The following is a 17,860-nucleotide window of genomic DNA, read 5'->3' on the forward strand; positions in this document are numbered from 1 at the left end:
CCGGATATCACCCGAGGTTGATCCACGTCGTCTTCAACGCGGTGTAGTTGTCGAAGGCGTGCAGCGACTTGTCGCGGCCGGAGCCGGAGTCGCCGAATCCGCCGAACGGCGTGATCACGTCGCTGGCGTCAAACGTGTTCACCCACACGGTCCCGGCCCGCAGATCGCGCGCCGCCTGGTGCGCGGTGGTCAGGTCCCGTGACCAGACGCCGGCCGCGAGCCCGTACCGGGTCCCGTTCGCGAGCCGCACGGCGTGCGCGGCGTCCTCGGCCGCCAGGTGCAACAACACCGGCCCGAAGATCTCCTCCTGCGCCGACCGCGCGGACGGTGCCACGCCGTCGATCACCGTGGGGGCCACGAAAGGCGAGGGCAGCGCGTCCGGGCCGCCGACCACGAACCGTCCGCCCTCCTCAGCGGCGGTGTCCAACCAGCCCAGCACCCGTTGCCGGTGCGTGGCGCCGGCCAACGGTCCCACCTGGGTCGCGGCGTCCAGCGGATCCCCGACCACGAAGCCCTTCGTCTTGGCCGCGACCAGCGCGAGCAGTTCCTCGCGCACCTCGGGCACGGTGACCAAAAGCGATCCGGCGTTACAGGTCTGCCCGGCGTTGTAGTAAATGCCCCAGGTGATCGCGTCGGCGGCGGCATCGAGATCCGCGTCCGCCAGGACCACCTGCGCCGACTTGCCGCCGAGCTCAAGTGCGACCTGCTTGCCGTTCGAATCCCCGGCATACGCCAGTAGCCTGCGACCCACTCCCGGCGAGCCGGTGAAAGCGATCTTCGCCACCAGATCGTGCTTGGCCAGAGCCGCGCCCGCTACCGGCCCGAGTCCGGGCACGACGTTGAACACGCCGTCCGGCACCCCAGCGGCGCTCGCCAACTCGGCCAGCAGCAACGAGCCCAGCGTGGAGTCCTCGGCCGGCTTGAGCACCACCGAGTTCCCGGCGGCCAGCGCCGGCCCGAGCTTCCAGCTGCTGATCATCAGCGGGTAGTTCCAGGGCACGATCGCCCCGACGACACCCAGCGGCTCCCGCGTCACCAGCGCCAGGGCGCTGCGCGGCGCGGGCGCGATCTCGTCGTAGCGCTTGTCGATCGCCTCGGCGTACCAGCGGATCGCCGCCGCCGTCTTGGGCACGTCCACCACCGTGGTGTCGCCGATCGGCTTGCCGACGTCGAGCGTTTCGAGCAGCGCGAGCTCTTCGGCGTGCTCCTCGATCAGCGCGGCGAAGCGCAGCAGCACCCGCTTGCGCACCGCCGGATCCGCCCTCGACCACACCCCGGACTCAAAGGCCTCATACGCCGACCGTACTGCGCGGTCCACGTCCTCCTCCCCGCTCGCGGCGATCTCGGCCAGTACCCGGCCGTCGCGCGGTGAGGTGGAGATGAACCGCTCGCCGGAGGCGGCGGATACGAACTCGCCGCCGATGAACGCGTCCCGCCGCGTGATCTCCAGTGCCGCCGCCTTTGCGGCCCAATCAGTAGTGCTCATGCCAGCCGCGCCAATCGTTCCTCGTCGATCTCGAATCCCAAGCCCGGCGCCGACGGCACCTGCAACATCCCGTCGGCGGCGATCCGTACCGGTTCGGCCAGCATGAAGTCGCGGCGCTCCTCGGTCCAGGTCGGCGGGTCGTAGGGGTACTCCAGGTAGGGGCCGCCGCCGACACCGGCGGTGACGTGCAGGTTGGCCAGCAGCCCGATGCCGTTGGACCAGGTGTGCGGGGTGAACCGCCGGTTGCGGGAGAACACGACCTCTGCGAGGGTCCGGGTGCGCAGCATTCCGGCGGCCAGCACCACGTCCGGCTGGTAGACGTCCAGCACGTCCGCGGTGACCAGGTCCAGCAGTTCCGGGAAGGTGCGGACCATCTCGCCGCCGGCCACCCGGATCCCGGTGGCCTGCCGCACCGAGCGCAGCCCGGCCACGTCGTCCAGCGGCAGCGGCTCCTCCAGCCAGAACACGCCGAGTTCGGCCAACGCCGCGGCGATCCGGCGCACCTCGGCCGGGTCCAGGGCGGCGCGCACGTCGCCGGGCATCCGCCAGCTCTGGTTGAGGTCCACCATCAGCTCGAAGTCCGGTCCGACTGCCTCGCGGACGGCGCGCAGGGTCGCGATGCCCTCGTCCGCACGCTCGGCCGGGATCCGGATCTTCGCGGCCCGGAAGCCCTTCTCCTTGATGGCCAGGATGCTGTCCACGCGCTCGGCCGGCCCGAGGATCCGGCCGGTGGAGGCGTAGACCGGCAGCCGGTCCGTGGCTCCGCCGAACAGCGTGGCCACCGGGACCCCGAGGGCCTTGCCCATGATGTCCCACAGCGCCACCTCCAACGGCCAGTAGCGGCCGGCGTGGAAGGAGATGGTCTCCAGGGCCCTCACGTGCCGGGCGATCGCCAGCGGGTCGTGGCCCAGGAACAGCTCGGCGTACGGCTCGAAGCCGTCCATGCTGTCCCCGGAGCCGTAGCCGACCAGGCCCTCGTCGGTGGTCACCTGGACGACGGTGGCGGCGAACCGGGTACGCGGCACCGGGTCCCACGCGGCGTCGAACGGCGGGTCCAAGGGCAGGGTGGCCCGCAACAGCCGGATGTCGGCGATTTTCACGTGGTGCTCACTTCGCTCTTATCGGGCATTGCCGCGCCGGAGAAGAAGGGGTTGGACGGCGCGGTGCGATGCTTCATGACCTCGTCGAGCCCCGGCCGGCCCGCCGCCCCGTTGGCCAGCGCCGTGGCGGTCGCCAGCCGGTTGTTCTCGTACACGGCCTGCTCGTCCTCGGCACCGGGGTTGACCCAGACCGCGGCGATCAGGACCAGCTCGCCGAGGGCGTCGGCGGCCACATGCCCGGCCGCCACCGCGTCGGCGACGCCGCCGGCCACCCCGGCCTGCGCGGCGCCCCAGGTGAGGTTCCCGTGCTGGTCGTTCTCGATGGCCGCCTTGGTCACGAACAGCGTCGGCGGCTGCACGGCCACCCCCGGCGCCAGCACGGCCATGAACGGCACGTGCCCTGCGCTGGGGGTGGCCAGCGCGGTGGCCCAGGCGGTGCCCGCCGGGCCGGAGCGCGGGCCCAGGACGGTGTTGATGTGCGCGGCGTCGACGCCCGTTCCCACGAACGACTCGCCGATCTGGAGCTCGCCTTCTGCTCGCATTACTTGATGAATCCGTTCTGCTTGAGCCAGTCCTTGGCGACCTGGTCGGCGGGCAGGCCTTGGGCGTCGACCTCGGCGTTCAGCTCGGTCATGGCGGCGTCGTCGAGCTTGGCGGCCACCGGGTCCACGATGGTGGCGATGGCCGGGTACTTGGTGAGCAGCGACTGCTTCAGGGTCAAAGACGCGTTGTAGTTGGGGAAGAAGTTCTTGTCGTCCTTCAGGACGGTGAGCTTCAGGGCGCTGATTCGGCCGTCGGTGGCGAACACCTCGCCGAAGTTGCAGGTACCGCCCTTGGCGGTCTCGGTGTAGATGACGCCGGTGTCCAGCATCTTGATCTGGTCCTTGCCGGCGGTCAGGCCGTAGGCCTTGGTCATGCCGGGGAAGCCGTCGTCGCGGGTGGAGAACTCGGACTCGATGCAGTACGTCGCGTCCGAGGGCGAGAGCTTGGCCAGATCGGACAGGGAGTGCACGCCGAGCTTGTCGGCTTCGCCGGCCCGGGTGGCCAGGGCGTAGGTGTCGTTCATCGGGGCCGGGTTCAGCCAGGCGATGCCGTTGGCGGCGTCGGCGGACTTCACCGCCTGGAACTGCGCGTTGGGGTCGGCGATCGGCTTGGTGTTCTTCAGGTAGGTGATCCAGGCCGTGCCCGTGTACTCCCAGTACATGTCGACCTGGCCGGCGGTCAAGGCGTCGCGGGTGTTGACCGAGCCCTTGATGTCGGTCTTGTCGGTGAAACTGGCGCCGTGTGCCTGCAGCAGGTACTCGGTGATCTTGCCGAGCAGGATGCTTTCGGTGAAGTCCTTGCTGGAGACGGTGAACGAGGCGCCTTTGAGCTCGTCGCCCATGGAGCCGGAACTACCGCCGGCGGACTTGGAACTGCTGCAGGCGGTCGTGGCGGCCAGCAACGCTGCGGTGGATATGCCGCACAAGAGAATGCGGGAACGCATGAGGGGCTCTCCGTTCAAGATGAGGGTGGGGGAGTGCTCTATGTGCTCGGTGAACTTGATGCGCTACAGCCCGCGAGGCCTCGTGAACTCCTCGGCGATGCGCGCGAGCCAGTCCACGAAGAAGGCGATGCACATCACCAGCACGGCGCCGGTGACCTGCACGGGGAACCGGTTGAGCTTCAGGCCGTTGACGATGATGTCGCCCAGCCCCCCGGCGTTGACGAAGGTGGCCAGCGTGGTGACGCCGACGGCCAGCACCAGCGTGGTGCGCACGCCGGCCATCAGCACCGGTACCGCCAGCGGCAGCTCGATCCTGCGCAGGATCTCGCCGGGCCGCATGCCGATGCCGCGGGCCGCCTCGGTCACCGCCGGGTCGATCTGCTGCAGGCCGACGATGGTGTTGCGCAGGACCGGCAGCACGCTGTAGGCGACGATCGAGATCATCGCGACCTTCACGCCAACGTCGAGCTTCATCGTCAACAGGACCAGCAGGCCGATAGCGGGGAAGGCCTGCCCGATGTTCGCCAGGCCGAGGAAGACCGGCGCGACCAGCCGGGCGCGGGGCCGGGACAGCAGGATGCCGAGCGGTACGGCGATCGCCAGGGTGATGGCCGCGGCCAGGAAAGTGAGCTTGAGGTGCTGGCTGATCGCGGTGCTCAGGTACGACCAGTTCAGGGTGCGCTGCTCGATGGAGTCCAGAGTCTGCGAGTGGACCCACAGATACAGGCCGAGCAACGCGAGGGCTATCAGGATCGGCGTTGTCGCCAGCCGTCTGATGTTGCGGCGTGCGGTCCGGTCGCGGGCCACGGTGAACGCCAGGCTTCCTGCGTCGACCCCGGTCGGGGGTGCGGCTTCGGTGGCGGTCACGGTTCGACCCCCACGTGCGCCATCTCAGTAGCCTGTGTCTCTGCCAGTCGCGCGGTCGCGATCGCCTTGCGGACGCTGGCGAAGTCGGCGGCGCCGAGGGCGTTGCCTTCCGCGTCCACTATTCGTACCGCCTGCGCGCCGCCCAGCAGCTGTTCGGTGACCTCGCGCAGCGTCGCATCGGCGGCGATCACAGGATCCTGCTTTTCTGTGGCAACCGCTGGGTCGATGGCGTTCGCGGCCGGAAGCAGTGCCAACAGCCGCACGTGTGCCGTGCTGCCGACGAACTGCCGCACGTGCTCGTCGGCCGGGTTGGTCAGCAGCGCCAGCGGTCGGTCGTACTGCACCACCCGCGACTGATCGGCCAGCACCGCGATCCGGTCGCCGAGCAGCAGCGCTTCCTCGAAGTCGTGGGTGACGAAGATGACTGTCTTGCCCAGCGACCGCTGCAGGTCCTTGAACTCTCGCTGCAGACGCAGCCGGGTGATCGGGTCCGTGGCACCGAACGGCTCGTCCATCAAGAGCACCGGCGGATCGGCTGCCAAGGCGCGTGCCACACCGACCCGCTGCTGCTGCCCTCCGGACAACTGCCGCGGGTACCGCGACATGTACTTCGCCGGCTCCAGACCGACCAGCGTCAACAGTTCCTCGGAGCGATCGGCGATCCGCTTCTTCGGCCAGCCGAGCATCTTCGGGACCGCGGCGACGTTGTCGGCGATCGTCATATGCGGGAACAGCCCGATCGACTGGATCACGTAGCCGATGCGTCGGCGCAGTTTCACCGGGTCGGAGTGGGTGACGTCCTCGCCGCCGAGCCGGATCGCCCCGGACGTCGGCTCGATCAGCCGGTTGATCAGCTTCATGGTGGTGGTCTTGCCGCAGCCGGACGGACCTACGAACGCGACCAGTTCCCCGGCCGGGATGTCCATCGAGACGTCGGCCACGGCCGGGGCCGGCTGGCCCGGGTAGACCTTGGTCAGGTGCTCCAGCTCGATGCCGAGCGCCTGCGGGTTGTCGTAGTTCTCAGACACGGATCCCCCTGGAGACGGTGACACGGCGGAGCACGAGGTACAGGCCGTCGAACGCCAAAGCGAGGATGGCGATGCCGAACGCGCCGACGACGGCCTGGTTGGTGGCGTTGACCGAGCCCAGTCGGGACAGGCCGGTGAAGACCAGGTTGCCCAGGCCCGGGCCGGAGACGTAGGCGGCGATCGCCGAGATGCCGAAGACCAGCATGGTCGCCACTCGCAGGCCGGCCAGGATCACCGGCCAGGCCAGCGGCAGCTGGACCCGCACCATCCTGCGCACCGGGCCCATCCCGATGCCGGCGGCGGCCTGTGTCACCGCCGGGTCCACGTTGCGCAATCCGGCGACGGTGTTGCGGATGATCGGCAGCTGCGCGTAGATGATGAGCGCGATGACGGTGGTGGTCCACCCCAGGCCCGTCTCGGGCTGCAGCAGAGTCAGCAGCGCCAGCGAGGGGATGGTCAGCAGCGCACCGGCCAGCGCCGTCACCGGCCCGGAAAGCCGTGGGCGGTCCCAGACCAGGGCACCGACCGTGACGCCTATCAGGGCGGCGATGACCATCGTCAACAGGACCAGCTGTATCTGCTCCCAGAACAGGGGCCGGATGTACGGCCACTGGACCCTCAGGTAGTCCGACAGCGATGGGCTCGGCACGGTCCCCTCCTTCCTGCACGTTGTTGCTGCTTGTTGCGGTCAGGGGCTTGTTGTGTGGCTCACGCTAGAACTCCATGCGGAAAAGTTTCAATAGGCGACACCAGAAGTTGCTATGGTTGCAACATGCCGCCGATATCAGAGGTCAAAGAGTCCGGTTTTGTCCGGGATCTCGACATCCTGGAGGCCCTCTCCGAGGCGATCGCCCGGACCGGCGAGGGCCTGCGCCTGACCGACATAGCCACGGTCACCGGCCGCGAGAAGAGCCAGCTCTCCCGCGCTTTGTCCAGATTGGAGAAGGCCGGCCTGGTCGCCCGCGACGACACCTCCCGCCGCTTCGGCCTGGGCTGGCGCCTGTTCCACTTCGCGGCGATGACCGCCGAGGCCCGGCTCACCAGCCGCGCCCAACCGGCGATGCGCGAGCTGGTCGCCTCCCTGGGGGAGACGGTTCACCTGTGCGTCCTGCGCGGCGTGGCCTGCGTGACGGTCCACTCCGAGATCCCACGCCACGGCTTCCGCGGCCTGGCCTGGGTCGGTGTCGAGGCCCCGGCCCACACCCTGACCGCCGGCCGGGTGCTGCTGGCGGAGCTCGGCGAGGACTCGCTGCGCGCGCTGTACCCGGACGAGACCCTGCCGGACGTCCCGCCCACCGGGCACATCAGGACCCGCACGGAGCTCCTCGCCGAGTGCACACGTATCAGGACACGCGGGTACGCCACCGTGGACGAGGAATTCGAACCCGGCCTGGTCGGCGCCTCTTCAGCGGTGTACGACTTCCGCGGCCTCGCCGTAGCCTCACTGAACGTGGCCGCACCGAAGAGCCGGCTCAACGGCCGCCTGGACGCACTGGGGCAACGGCTCGCGGGGGTGGCGCGGCGGCTGTCGGGGGATTTGGGGTGGCGGGCTTAGAGGGCGGCCATTAGCTGAAGTGCGCCCAAATAGCTGCCTCCAAGTAGTCCCCAAGGCGAGGTGGAGCGGATACACAACGACGCCGAAGCCGAGGCGGCACCGTTCGGGAAACCGGGTCAAGCTCACGGCGCCGCTCAATGCCATGTCAGGTTACTGTCGTAACAGAGAACCGATACCGACGAGTGAGCGTCTTCTGTATGTGAAACTATTTAGTGTAGTAGCCGCCGTGCTGCTAGCTAGTGGACTGATAACGGCCCCGGCAGCCAACGCGAGCTCGGACAACCTCGGGTCGGTCGCGGTCGCTGACTACAACCTCGGGGACACGGCATTCACCGACTCGCAAAGCGGTACGGTCAGCGAGTTGCGCGCCGAGGTGTACTACCCGCGTGTGCTGGTCGGCCGCCATCCCCTGATCGTGATGTCGCACGGTTCCTGGTGGGCTTGTGACAGCGAGGCCGCGACGAGTTGGCCCTGTCCGGCCGGTACGCACCCGTTTCCGAGCTACCAGGGCTACGCCTACCTCGGCAAAGCCTTGGCAGCACAGGGTTTTGTCGTGGTGTCGATCAGCGCGGACGGCATCAACATGACCTCGTTCGACTACGGTGACCGGGCGCGGCTGGTCAATGAACATCTCTCGCTCTGGGAGCAGCTGGCCGACCACGACAAAGGCCCGCTGGTCGGGAAGTTCTACAACCCGGTGACCGGGCGGCCCGTCGCGCCGGCCTTCGCCGGGCACGTGGACATGAAGGACGTCGGCACGATGGGGCATTCGCGGGGCGGCAAGGGCGTGATGTGGCAGGCGTCCGACAAGCACAAGTCGGAATGGCCGGCCGGGGTGCAGGTGCAGGCGGTGCTCGGTCTGGCACCGGTCAAGTTCGACGACCCCGAAGGCGACCACAGCGATACGCTGATCACCACTCTGCCCTTTGCCGTCGTGACCGGCAGTTGCGATGGTGCCGTGCATGAGGCGGGCCAGCAATATCTGGACGACCTGGCCGGCCAGAACGCAGTCGCCGATTTCTCGATTTCGTTGCAAGGCGCCAACCACAACTACTACAACACGAACTGGTCGCCGCCGTTCGAGTTCGGCGAGGACGACAGCACGTGCCCCACTACCGAACTGCCTCAGAACCAGCAGCACGACGCGCTGGTCGCCTACGCGAGCGCGTTCTACCGCTACGAGCTCTACAGTGACCCGTCCGGCCTGCCGATCCTGACAGGGCGATCGCCGGTGCCGGGAGTCACCTCGACGGTCCGGGTGGCGCCACCCGGGAGGTAAGAAGCGCGTCGCTCGCAGTAGCCCCGAACAGGTACTGGGACCCGGTCGAGGCCGGCTGGCCGGTTGCGCAGGTCGACGATGAGCCGGAGCCCTATGAGGGCGACGTGGTGCGAGTCCGAGCCCGATGCTGGTCGGGCCTGATGGCGTTGGCCAGGGGCCGACCTGGTCAAGGCTCTGTGGCTCCCAATTGGCCCCCAAGGGCGGTAACCGTTTTCGCATGTCACGCACGAAATGCCTCCTCCGTCAGTCGGGCATGGCGCGTGTCCACCTGCAGGCCGTTCGTGATCGTGCATCCCGTGTGGCCCCAGCGGCCCCCAGCGACGGGCGCGCGCCAAGAAAGCTCCGTCGTGGACACGCGTCGGCATCGCCGATCTCGGTCGAATCGGCAACCCGGCGACGTCGGAGGCTCGCTCATCAGCACATTTAGTCGGCGGGGAGACGATGTGGCTGGTGCTGCTGACCTTCTCTCGTAGGCGAGCACGCCATCTCGAACGCCCTCCGGCCTCCGCGTCCCCGGTGTGCACCGGAGTTAACACAGCATGTACGGCCGTGTCACGGGGCCGTGACCACCGGACATCACCCTAAGCGATACCTGTCGAACGACAGATATTCCGAGTCCGGTGAGGTCCGCGATGAGCCAGCCGCAGAACGTTGCGCCACCCGCCCAACCCCCGTTCCCGTCCGGCCGCGCCGACGCGGCCGCCCTTGCTGAGGCCGACAGCCTCGCCGCCCTCGGCTACCGTCAGGAGCTGCGCCGCGGCGTCGGCTCCTTCTCCTCCTTCGCCGCGGGGTTCTCCTTCGTCAGTATCCTGACAACGGTCTTCCAGCTGTTCGGCCTGGGCTTCGGCTTCGGCGGCGCGGCCTTCTTCTGGACCTGGCCGCTGGTCTTCGCCGGCCAGATGCTCGTGGCGCTGAACTTCGCCCAGTTGGCCGCGTGGTGGCCGGTGTCCGGGGCGATCTACCAGTGGTCTACGCGGCTGGCCGGGAAGGGTTTCGGCTGGTTCACCGGGTGGGTGATGATCGTGGGCCAGGTCCTCACTGTCGCGGTGGCGGCGGTCGCCCTGCAGGCGGTGCTGCCGAGCATCTGGGACGGGTTCCAGGTCGTCGGTGGCCGGCACGCCGACCCCACGCCGACGTCGTCGACCGGCGCGCAGAACGCGGTGCTGCTCGGCTGCGTCCTGCTGGTCGTCACGACGGTCCTCACCATCGTGTCGGTGCGTGTCATGGCCCTGGTCACCAGCGCCGGCGTGGTCGTCGAACTGGTCGGCGTGGCGGCGCTCATCGCGCTGTTGTTCTTTCTGCCCAAGCGGTCGGCGACTGTCGTACTGCACACGACCGGAGCAGCCCCAGGCGGCTCCTACCTGTTCGCGTGGCTGGCTTCGGCGCTGATGGCCGCATATGTGCTGGTCGGCTTCGACGCCGCCGGCGAGCTCAGCGAGGAGACCCGGGCACCGCGCCGCACGACGCCGAAGACGATCGTGCGCGCCGTCGCGGTGTCGGGGCTCGGCGGTGGGCTGCTGATCCTGGCCGGGCTGATCGCGGCGCCGAGCCTGACCGACGGGGGCCTGGCCTCCGGCGGGTTGGCCTGGGTGGTCTCCGAGCGGTTCGGGCCGGTGCTGGGACGGTTGCTGTTGTGCACGGTGGCGGTAGCGGTGTTCGCGTGCACGCTGGCCTGCCAGACGGCCGGGTCGCGGATGGTGTTCTCGATGGCGCGGGAGAACGCGCTGCCGTTCTCGCGGGCGCTGGCGAAGGTGTCGCCGCGGACGGGGACGCCGGTCACGGCGAGCCTGGTCGTGGGGGCCGGGGCCGTGGCGGCACTGGTCGTGAACATCGGTCAGACGGCGCTGTTCACGGCGTTGTCGAGTCTGTGCATCGCGATGCTGTATCTCGCGTATCTCGGGGTGACCGGTCCGCTCCTGTGGCGTCGGCTGACGGGGTGGACCGCCCAGTTCGACGGTGGGCGGGACGAGGATGGACGCGCCATCTTCAGCCTGGGCCGGTTCGGCGTCGCCTGCGGGGCGGTGGCCGTGCTCTATCAGGCCACGATGGTGGTCAACCTGTTGTGGCCCCGGGCCGCTGTCTACGACACGACCGGGCATACATGGTGGCTGCGGTGGTCGGGGGTCCTGTTCATCGCCGGGGCTACCGCGGTCGGTGGCCTCTACTACGCGGCGACGCACCGGCGGCACCGCGCGGTCGGCGGGATCGCGATCGCAGCGGTGGCCGAGGCGGTGTCATGACCACCCGCCAGACGGACACCGTCGCCGGCGCCCGCAGCGACGCGCGGTCCCAGGCCGTGTCCGCCGCCGCGACGGCCACGAAGTCCATGCCGTACGTCCCCGCCGCGACGTCTCCCAACATCCCGCCGGACGTGTCACCAGACGCCCTGACCTGGGCTGAGACTGTTCCGCCGGCGGCCTACACCCACCGGGTGGTCGCCCGCGGGACGCGCATCCGCCTGGAGGATCCCACCGGCGATGCCTGCGCCCACCTCTTCCTCCTCCGGACCGACGCGCCGTACGAACGCCTCAACGTCGCCGACACGCTCAAGATCCCCTGGCAGGCCTACCTGGGTCCCGGCCACCCGCTGCTCTCCGGCGACGGCAGGGTTCTGGCCACTCTCGCCGCCGACACCTCCCGGCACCATGACGCCTTCTGCGGCACCACGTCCGACGCGTGGAACATCGCAAAGTACGGCGACGCCCGACCCGAAGGGCCCACGCCGTCCGGACAGTCGCTCCTGACGCTCGCCGCCGCGAAGCACGGCCTGACGCTTCGGGACCTGGGCCCGACGCTCTCCCTCTTCCAGGGCGTCCGTGTCGCTGAGGACGGCGCTTTGAGGTGGCAGGGCTCCGCCGGTCCCTGCACCTCGGTCGACCTGGTCGCCGAACTGCCGCTCACCGTCCTGGTCGCCAACGTCCCGCATCCTTTGGACCCGCGTCCGGGCTATACCGTCGGCCCCCTGCGAATCCACGCATGGCGCAGCACCCCGACCGGTCCCGGGGACGAGTCCTTCACCGCCAGCCCCGAACGCACCCGCGCGTACCTCAACACCCTCGATGACTGGGAGTCCCGCTCGTGACCACCCTCGACTGGTCCGGCTCCCTCGTCCCCGGCGCCGTGGTGCGCGACGACCGGGTCGCGCCGCGCGCCGCGTGGTCGGCGGTCGTGCCGGCCGGGCACGTGCTGACGATCGTCGACGTCGGCGGCAACCAGAGCGCCGACTGCCTGCTGTTTGACGCCGCCGACCCGGCCGAGCGCTATAGCGCCCCGGACACACTGGGCTGGTCGGGCGACGCCTATGTCCGCACCGGCACGGTCCTGCGGTCCAACCACGGCAACCCCCTGATGACCGTCGTCGGCAACGAGGTCGACCGGCAGGACACGATCGGCGGGGCCTGCTCGAAGGAGTCCAACACCCTGCGCTACGGCCATCACGCGGCCGCCGACCACGCCTGTCGGGAGAACTTCCTGTCCGAGGGCGCCAAGTGGGGACTGGGAGCGCGGGACCTGGTCTCCAACCTGAACTGGTTCATGAACGTGCCGGTCGAGGCGGACGGGTCACTGGGGATCGTCGACGGCCTGAGTGCGCCGGGGAAGCGTGTGGCGGTTCGGGCCGAGCGGGACGTGCTGGTCGTGGTGTCCAACTGCCCGCAGATGAACAACCCCTGCAACGCCTTCGACCCTACTCCGTTACGCATGATCGTCACCGCCGTCGGGGCCGCCCCCGAGACGGCTCAGGAGGACCTGTGAACCCCCGCTTCGACACCGTCTTGATCGCCAATCGCGGCGAGATCGCTCGGCGCGTGATCCGCTCGGCGCGGGAGCTCGGGCTCAGGACCGTCGCCGTGTTCTCCGACGCCGACCGGGCCGCGCCACACGTCCGCGAGGCCGACACAGCCGTCCGGATCGGTCCCGGGCCCGCGCGCGAGAGCTACCTGCGCGCCGAGGCGATCCTTGAGCTCGCCGTGAGGCACGGCGCGGCCGTGCACCCCGGTTACGGCTTCCTCTCCGAGAACGCGGGGTTCGCCCGATCCGTCGAAGAGGCCGGACTCGTGTTCGTGGGCCCCACGGCTGAGCAGATCGAGGCCTTCGGCAGTAAACACACGGCGCGCGCCCTCGCGGCGGCGGCCGGGGTGCCGATGCTCGCCGGGACCGGGTTGCTGGCCTGCGCGGACGACGCGGTCGCCGAGGCACTGCGGATCGGGTTCCCGGTGATGCTCAAAGCGACCGGGGGCGGCGGCGGGATCGGCATGGCCGCCTGTGCGACCGGCGAGGAGGTCCGAGAGGCGTTCGACCGGGTCAGCCGGCTGGCAGGCGCCAACTTCGGCACGGGCGGGGTGTTCCTGGAACGGCTCGTCCGGCCCGCGCAGCACGTCGAGGTCCAGCTCTTCGGCGACGGCGCCGGGCGCATCGCGGTGTTCGGCGACCGTGACTGTTCGCTCCAGCGCCGACACCAGAAGGTGATCGAGGAGGCGCCCGCTCCGGCGCTGCCCGACGATGTCCGGGCCCTGCTGCAGTCCTCGGCGCGGACCCTGCTGGCCGGCGTCGGATACCGGTCGGCCGGGACCGTGGAGTTCGTCTACGACCCGATCCGGGCCGAGGCCTCGTTCCTGGAGGTCAACACCCGGCTCCAGGTCGAGCACCCGGTCACCGAGGAGGTGTTCGGAGTCGATCTCGTGGCCCTGATGCTTCGTCTGGCGCGTGATGGCGCCCGCGGGCTCGACGACTCCGTCTTCGGCCCGCACGAGCCGCGCGGCCATGCCGTCGAGGCCCGCGTCTACGCCGAGGACCCGGCGCGCGGCGGTCAGCCCAGCTCCGGGCTGGTCACCGCGGCGGTGTTCCCGGGCCAGGGCACGCCGCCGCTGGCCGGCGTGCGGGTGGACGGCTGGCTGGAGACGGGGATGGAGGTCGGGGGGCACTACGACCCGATGCTCACCAAGGTGATCGCCTCCGGCCCGACCCGCCAGGACGCCCTCGACGTGCTGCACGAGGGGCTCCAGGCCTGCCGTGTGGACGGGATCGTCACCAACCTCGGACTGCTCAGGGCGTTGACCGGAGACGCAGCGCTGCGCTCGGCGACGCATTCGACCTCGACGCTGGCCGAAGGCGGGATCGCAGGGGATCCCGAACCGCGTGTGGAGGTGCTGCTGCCGGGTCTGCAGACGACGATCCAGGACCTGCCGGGCCGGGTCGGATTGTGGTCGGTCGGCGTTCCGCCGAGCGGACCCTTCGACGCGGTGTCCTTCGCCGAGGCCAACCTCGCGGTCGGCAACCCGGCCGGGGCGCCGGGCCTGGAGGTCACCGCGGCGGGGCCGACACTGCGTTTCTCGACGGCGACGATCGCCGCGGTCACCGGCGCGTCCTGTGAGGTCCTGCTGGACGGGGAGCCGGTCCCGATGTGGGAGCCGGTGGAAATCGCGGCCGGCTCCGAGCTGGCGGTCGGTGCGGTCGCCGGACCGGGTCTGCGGGTCTACCTGGCCGTGCGCGGCGGTTTCGACGTACCGCGGTATCTGGACAGCGCCTCGACCTTCACGCTCGGCGGTTTCGGTGGCCACGGCGGGCGGGCACTGATGACCGGCGACGTTCTGCGTCCCGGATCACCGGACTCCGACCACCCGCACCCGGCGTTCGCGCCGGGCGAGCGGCTGACGCGGGTCGGGCCGCCGACGCCCGCGCACCGGCGCCCGGCGTTCACCGGCGACTGGGAGATCGCCGTCACCGAGGGACCGCACGCCGCGCCGGAGTTCTTCACCCGCGCGGACATCGAGACCTTGTACGCGTCCTCCTACACCGTGCACCACAACTCCGCGCGGACCGGCGTGCGGCTGCTCGGGCCCAAGCCCGCGTGGGCTCGCCAGGACGGCGGCGAGGCCGGTCTGCACCCGTCGAACATCCACGACACGCCCTATGCCGTCGGCGCTCTGGACTTCACCGGCGACACCCCGATCATCCTCGGGCCGGACGGGCCGTCGCTCGGCGGCTTCGTGTGCCCCGCTGTGGTGGCCGGCGGCGACTTGTGGAAGCTCGGGCAGCTGCGGCCCGGCGATACGGTGCGGTTCGTTCCGGTGAGGGAGGAAGATGCGGCGCAGCTCACCGACAACCGCGCCTCGACGGCGGTGCCGCGGCGCGGCGGCGACGGGGATGACGGCGTGCTGGGACGCCTGCCGGCCGAGGACGGCCGCCCCGAGGTGACCTACCGGCGCGACGGAGACGGCAACGTGCTCGTCGAGTACGGGCCGATGATGCTCGACATCGGGTTGCGCATGCGCGTTCACGCCCTCCAAGAGGCGCTCGCCTCGCACTCGCCGCACGGTGTCCTCGACGTGACGCCGGGGATCAGGTCCTTGCAGGTCCACACCGACGCGCGGATCCTGCGCGCGACCGATGCGGCGGCGCTGCTGCGGGAGTTGGAGGCGATGATCCCGCCGACCAGCGAGCTGACAGTGCCGTCGCGGACGGTGCGGCTGCCATTGTCCTGGGACGACCCGGCCACGCGCGTCGCGATCGACCGCTACATGGCCGGGGTGCGCGACGACGCGCCCTGGACGCCTTGGAACATCGAGTTCATCCGCAGGATCAACGGCCTGGACTCGGTCGAGGACGTGCGGCAAATCGTCTACGACGCCTCCTACCTCGTGCTGGGGCTCGGTGACGTCTACCTGGGCGCGCCGGTCGCCACGCCGTTGGACCCGCGGCACCGGCTGGTGACGACGAAATACAACCCGGCCCGCACCTGGACCGCCGAGAACTCGGTCGGGATCGGCGGGGCGTACCTGTGCGTCTATGGGATGGAAGGGCCCGGCGGTTATCAATTCGTGGGGCGGACGGTGCAGGTCTGGAACCGATTCCGCCGCGGCGGACTGTTCCGCGAGCATCCCTGGGCCCTGCGGTTCTTCGATCGGATCGAGTGGTATCCGGTCTCGGCCGAGGAGCTGCTGGAGCTGCGTGCTCAGACCGATGCCGGACGCGGCGACTTCGAGACGGTCGAAGGGACCTTCTCCATCGCCGAGTACGAGCGCTTCCTGACGCGTGAGACGGACTCGATCGCCAAGTTCCGGGCGAGACAGAGCGCGGCGTTCGAGGAGGAGAAGGAGCGTTGGCGCGCCTCGGGGGAGTTCGACCGGCACACGGAGCCGGTCGCTGCGAACACGCCGGATGAAGAGGCGGTCGTGGTGCCCGACGGTGCGGTCGTCGTGGCCGCGCCGTTCCTGTCGACGGTGTGGCAGCTGCACGTCGAGCCGGGATCGATGGTCGCGGCGGGGGAGCGGATCGCGGCGGTGGAGGCGATGAAGATGGAGTCGGTGGTGACGGCGCCGTGCTCGGGGCGGGTGCTGGGCGTGTACGCGCAGCCTGGGGATCAGGTCGCCGCGGGGCAGGCGCTGATGGCGATCGGAGTGGCGGCGTGACCTCGAACAACGCCGTCCGGCGGGTCCGCCCCGCCTTCGCCCGGATCCGGCAGGCCGACCGGCCGGAGGTCTGGATCAGTCTGCGTCCGGAACCCGAGGTCCTGGCCGAGGCCGCGAGGATCGATGATCGGATCGTCGCGGGGGAACGGCTGCCGCTGGCAGGCCTGGTGTTCGCCGTCAAGGACAACATCGACGTTCTCGGACTTCCCACGACAGCGGGCTGCGCCGCGTATTCGTACCGTCCGACCCAGGACGCCGCATGCGTCGCGCGCCTGCGCGCCGCGGGCGCGATCGTCATCGGCAAGACCAACCTCGACCAGTTCGCGACAGGCCTGGTCGGAACGCGCAGCCCCTTCGGCGCGGTCCGCAACGCCTGGGACCCGGCCCGGATCTCCGGCGGCTCGTCCTCGGGGTCGGCGGTCGCCGTGGCGCTCGGCGAGGTCGACTTCGCCCTCGGCACCGACACCGCCGGCTCCGGGCGGGTGCCCGCCGCGCTGCAGGGTGTCGTCGGGATCAAGCCCACCGTGGGTGCGGTGCCCACGTCCGGCGTGGTCCCGGCCTGCCGTTCGCTGGACTGCGTGACGGTGTTCGCCCCCGATGTCAGCCTGGCGCGCGCCGTCGCTGAGGTGATGGGCGACCCGGCACCGTTGTCCCGGGCGTTGCCCGCGCGTCCGCGCGTCGCCGTCCCGCTCGCGGCACAGGTGGCCGGCCTGGCCGAGGGCTGGCCGGAGGCGTTCGCGGCGGCGGTGGCCCGGCTCCGCACCTGCGGTGTGGAAATCGTCGAGGTCGACATCGCTCCGCTCCTGGAAGCCGCGAACCTGCTCTACGGCGGTGCTTTTGTGGCCGAACGCTATGCGGCTGTGGGCGAGTTCATCGAGAACCATCCCGACGCAGACCTCGATGCGACGGTCGCCGCGATCATCCTGGCTGGCGCGGCCCCGAGCGCCGCTGACCTGTTCGGCGACCGCGAACGTCTGGAACAGCTCGGCGCCGAAGGGCTTGAGGTCTTCGACACCTGCGACGCTCTGCTGACCCCGACCACGACAGGCCACCCCCGGATCGCCGAGGTGCTCGACGATCCGGTCGGCGCGAACGGTCGCCTGGGCCGGTATACGAACTATGCGAACCTGTTCGGCCTCGCCGCGGTCGCCGTCCCGGCTGGGCTCGTCGACGGACTGCCCTTCGGTGTCATGTTCACCGGCGCGCCGCGCTCCGACGCAGCCCTGGCCGAGCTCGCCACACGGTTCGCCTCGCCGCCGGTCCAGATCGCTGTCTTCGGTGCACACCTTCGCGGCCAGCCGCTCAACCGGCAGTTGGTCGCGCTCGGCGGTGCGTTCACCGCGGATGTCCGGACGGCTCCGGCGTATCAGATGTTCGCGCTCCGGACTGTCCCGGCCAAGCCGGGCCTGGTCCACAGCGGTGCCATTCGAGGTGCGTCGGTGGTCGGTGAGCTCTGGACCCTTCCCGCCGCCGGCTTCGCCGAACTCGTCGCGAGTCTTCCGCGACCGATGGCGATCGGCTCGGTGGAGCTCGCAGACGGTCAGTTCGTGCCCGGCTTCCTGTGTGAACCGTCAGCCCTCGACGGCGCCGAGGACATCACCGGGGCCGGTGGTTGGCGTGCTCATCTGGCGGCCACGCCAGAATGACTCT

At 70.1% G+C, this 17,860-nt stretch carries 14 protein-coding genes; 7 read left to right on the plus strand and 7 right to left on the minus strand.

What is annotated here, in order from left to right; all coding sequences use genetic code 11:
• Window positions 1-7 precede the first annotated feature (7 nt).
• The 7 genes from ABH926_RS43205 to ABH926_RS43235 all read right to left on the minus strand — a co-directional run bounded on the left by ABH926_RS43205 (window position 8) and on the right by ABH926_RS43235 (window position 6,616).
• A complete protein-coding gene (locus tag ABH926_RS43205) occupies window positions 8-1,486 on the minus strand; it encodes an aldehyde dehydrogenase family protein (RefSeq protein WP_370372431.1) in 1,479 nt (492 codons plus the stop codon).
• Entirely contained in the window at window positions 1,483-2,586 is a 1,104-nt protein-coding gene (locus ABH926_RS43210; protein WP_370372433.1) for a mandelate racemase/muconate lactonizing enzyme family protein, read from the minus strand. The genes ABH926_RS43205 and ABH926_RS43210 overlap by 4 nt, the downstream gene beginning before the upstream one ends.
• Window positions 2,583-3,128: a formaldehyde-activating enzyme gene (gene fae, locus ABH926_RS43215; RefSeq protein ID WP_370372435.1), complete on the minus strand. Its 546-nt coding sequence runs from the start codon at window positions 3,126-3,128 to the stop codon at window positions 2,583-2,585. The genes ABH926_RS43210 and fae overlap by 4 nt, the downstream gene beginning before the upstream one ends.
• A complete protein-coding gene (locus ABH926_RS43220; protein WP_370372437.1) occupies window positions 3,128-4,072 on the minus strand; it encodes a glycine betaine ABC transporter substrate-binding protein in 945 nt (314 codons plus the stop codon). Before ABH926_RS43220 ends, fae begins: the two co-directional genes overlap by 1 nt.
• A gap of 63 nt (window positions 4,073-4,135) precedes the next feature.
• Window positions 4,136-4,939 carry an ABC transporter permease gene (locus ABH926_RS43225; RefSeq protein ID WP_370372439.1) on the minus strand — a complete coding sequence of 268 codons (804 nt, stop codon included), beginning with the start codon at window positions 4,937-4,939 and terminating at the stop codon, window positions 4,136-4,138.
• The gene (locus tag ABH926_RS43230) at window positions 4,936-5,967 is read right to left on the minus strand and encodes an ABC transporter ATP-binding protein (protein ID WP_370372441.1); all 1,032 of its coding nucleotides are present in this window, start codon (window positions 5,965-5,967) and stop codon (window positions 4,936-4,938) included. The genes ABH926_RS43225 and ABH926_RS43230 overlap by 4 nt, the downstream gene beginning before the upstream one ends.
• A complete protein-coding gene (locus tag ABH926_RS43235; RefSeq protein WP_370372443.1) occupies window positions 5,960-6,616 on the minus strand; it encodes an ABC transporter permease in 657 nt (218 codons plus the stop codon). The genes ABH926_RS43230 and ABH926_RS43235 overlap by 8 nt, the downstream gene beginning before the upstream one ends.
• Window positions 6,617-6,739: 123 nt before the next feature.
• Here ABH926_RS43235 and ABH926_RS43240 point away from each other — a divergent pair, with 123 nt between their 5' ends.
• From ABH926_RS43240 to ABH926_RS43270, 7 genes are all read left to right on the plus strand, one after another.
• The gene (locus tag ABH926_RS43240; protein WP_370372445.1) at window positions 6,740-7,522 is read left to right on the plus strand and encodes an IclR family transcriptional regulator; all 783 of its coding nucleotides are present in this window, start codon (window positions 6,740-6,742) and stop codon (window positions 7,520-7,522) included.
• Between the two features lie 361 nt (window positions 7,523-7,883).
• Window positions 7,884-8,801, plus strand: a complete 918-nt coding sequence (locus tag ABH926_RS43245; RefSeq protein ID WP_370372447.1) for an alpha/beta hydrolase — start codon at window positions 7,884-7,886, stop codon at window positions 8,799-8,801.
• Between the two features lie 632 nt (window positions 8,802-9,433).
• On the plus strand, window positions 9,434-11,041 hold the full coding sequence (locus tag ABH926_RS43250) for an amino acid permease (RefSeq protein ID WP_370372449.1): 1,608 nt from the start codon (window positions 9,434-9,436) through the stop codon (window positions 11,039-11,041).
• A complete protein-coding gene (locus ABH926_RS43255; protein WP_370372451.1) occupies window positions 11,038-11,883 on the plus strand; it encodes an urea amidolyase associated protein UAAP1 in 846 nt (281 codons plus the stop codon). The genes ABH926_RS43250 and ABH926_RS43255 overlap by 4 nt, the downstream gene beginning before the upstream one ends.
• Window positions 11,880-12,554 (plus strand): urea amidolyase associated protein UAAP2, encoded by a 675-nt coding sequence (locus ABH926_RS43260; RefSeq protein ID WP_370372453.1) that lies wholly within the window; start codon window positions 11,880-11,882, stop codon window positions 12,552-12,554. Before ABH926_RS43255 ends, ABH926_RS43260 begins: the two co-directional genes overlap by 4 nt.
• On the plus strand, window positions 12,551-16,210 hold the full coding sequence (gene uca, locus ABH926_RS43265) for an urea carboxylase (protein ID WP_370372455.1): 3,660 nt from the start codon (window positions 12,551-12,553) through the stop codon (window positions 16,208-16,210). The genes ABH926_RS43260 and uca overlap by 4 nt, the downstream gene beginning before the upstream one ends.
• Window positions 16,207-17,856, plus strand: a complete 1,650-nt coding sequence (locus ABH926_RS43270) for an allophanate hydrolase (protein ID WP_370372457.1) — start codon at window positions 16,207-16,209, stop codon at window positions 17,854-17,856. The genes uca and ABH926_RS43270 overlap by 4 nt, the downstream gene beginning before the upstream one ends.
• The last annotated feature ends 4 nt before the right edge of the window (window positions 17,857-17,860 follow it).

The organism is Catenulispora sp. GP43 (assembly GCF_041260665.1).
In the GTDB taxonomy this organism is placed as follows: domain Bacteria; phylum Actinomycetota; class Actinomycetes; order Streptomycetales; family Catenulisporaceae; genus Catenulispora.

What these genes read in the sequence shown, in the direction of transcription:
- ABH926_RS43205 (WP_370372431.1), bottom strand. Translation starts at nt 1,486, where the DNA reads ATGAGCACTACTGATTGGGCCGCAAAGGCGGCGGCACTGGAGATCACG.
- fae (WP_370372435.1), bottom strand. Translation starts at nt 3,128, where the DNA reads ATGCGAGCAGAAGGCGAGCTCCAGATCGGCGAGTCGTTCGTGGGAACG.
- ABH926_RS43220 (WP_370372437.1), bottom strand. Translation starts at nt 4,072, where the DNA reads ATGCGTTCCCGCATTCTCTTGTGCGGCATATCCACCGCAGCGTTGCTG.
- ABH926_RS43240 (WP_370372445.1), top strand. Translation starts at nt 6,740, where the DNA reads ATGCCGCCGATATCAGAGGTCAAAGAGTCCGGTTTTGTCCGGGATCTC.
- ABH926_RS43250 (WP_370372449.1), top strand. Translation starts at nt 9,434, where the DNA reads ATGAGCCAGCCGCAGAACGTTGCGCCACCCGCCCAACCCCCGTTCCCG.
- ABH926_RS43255 (WP_370372451.1), top strand. Translation starts at nt 11,038, where the DNA reads ATGACCACCCGCCAGACGGACACCGTCGCCGGCGCCCGCAGCGACGCG.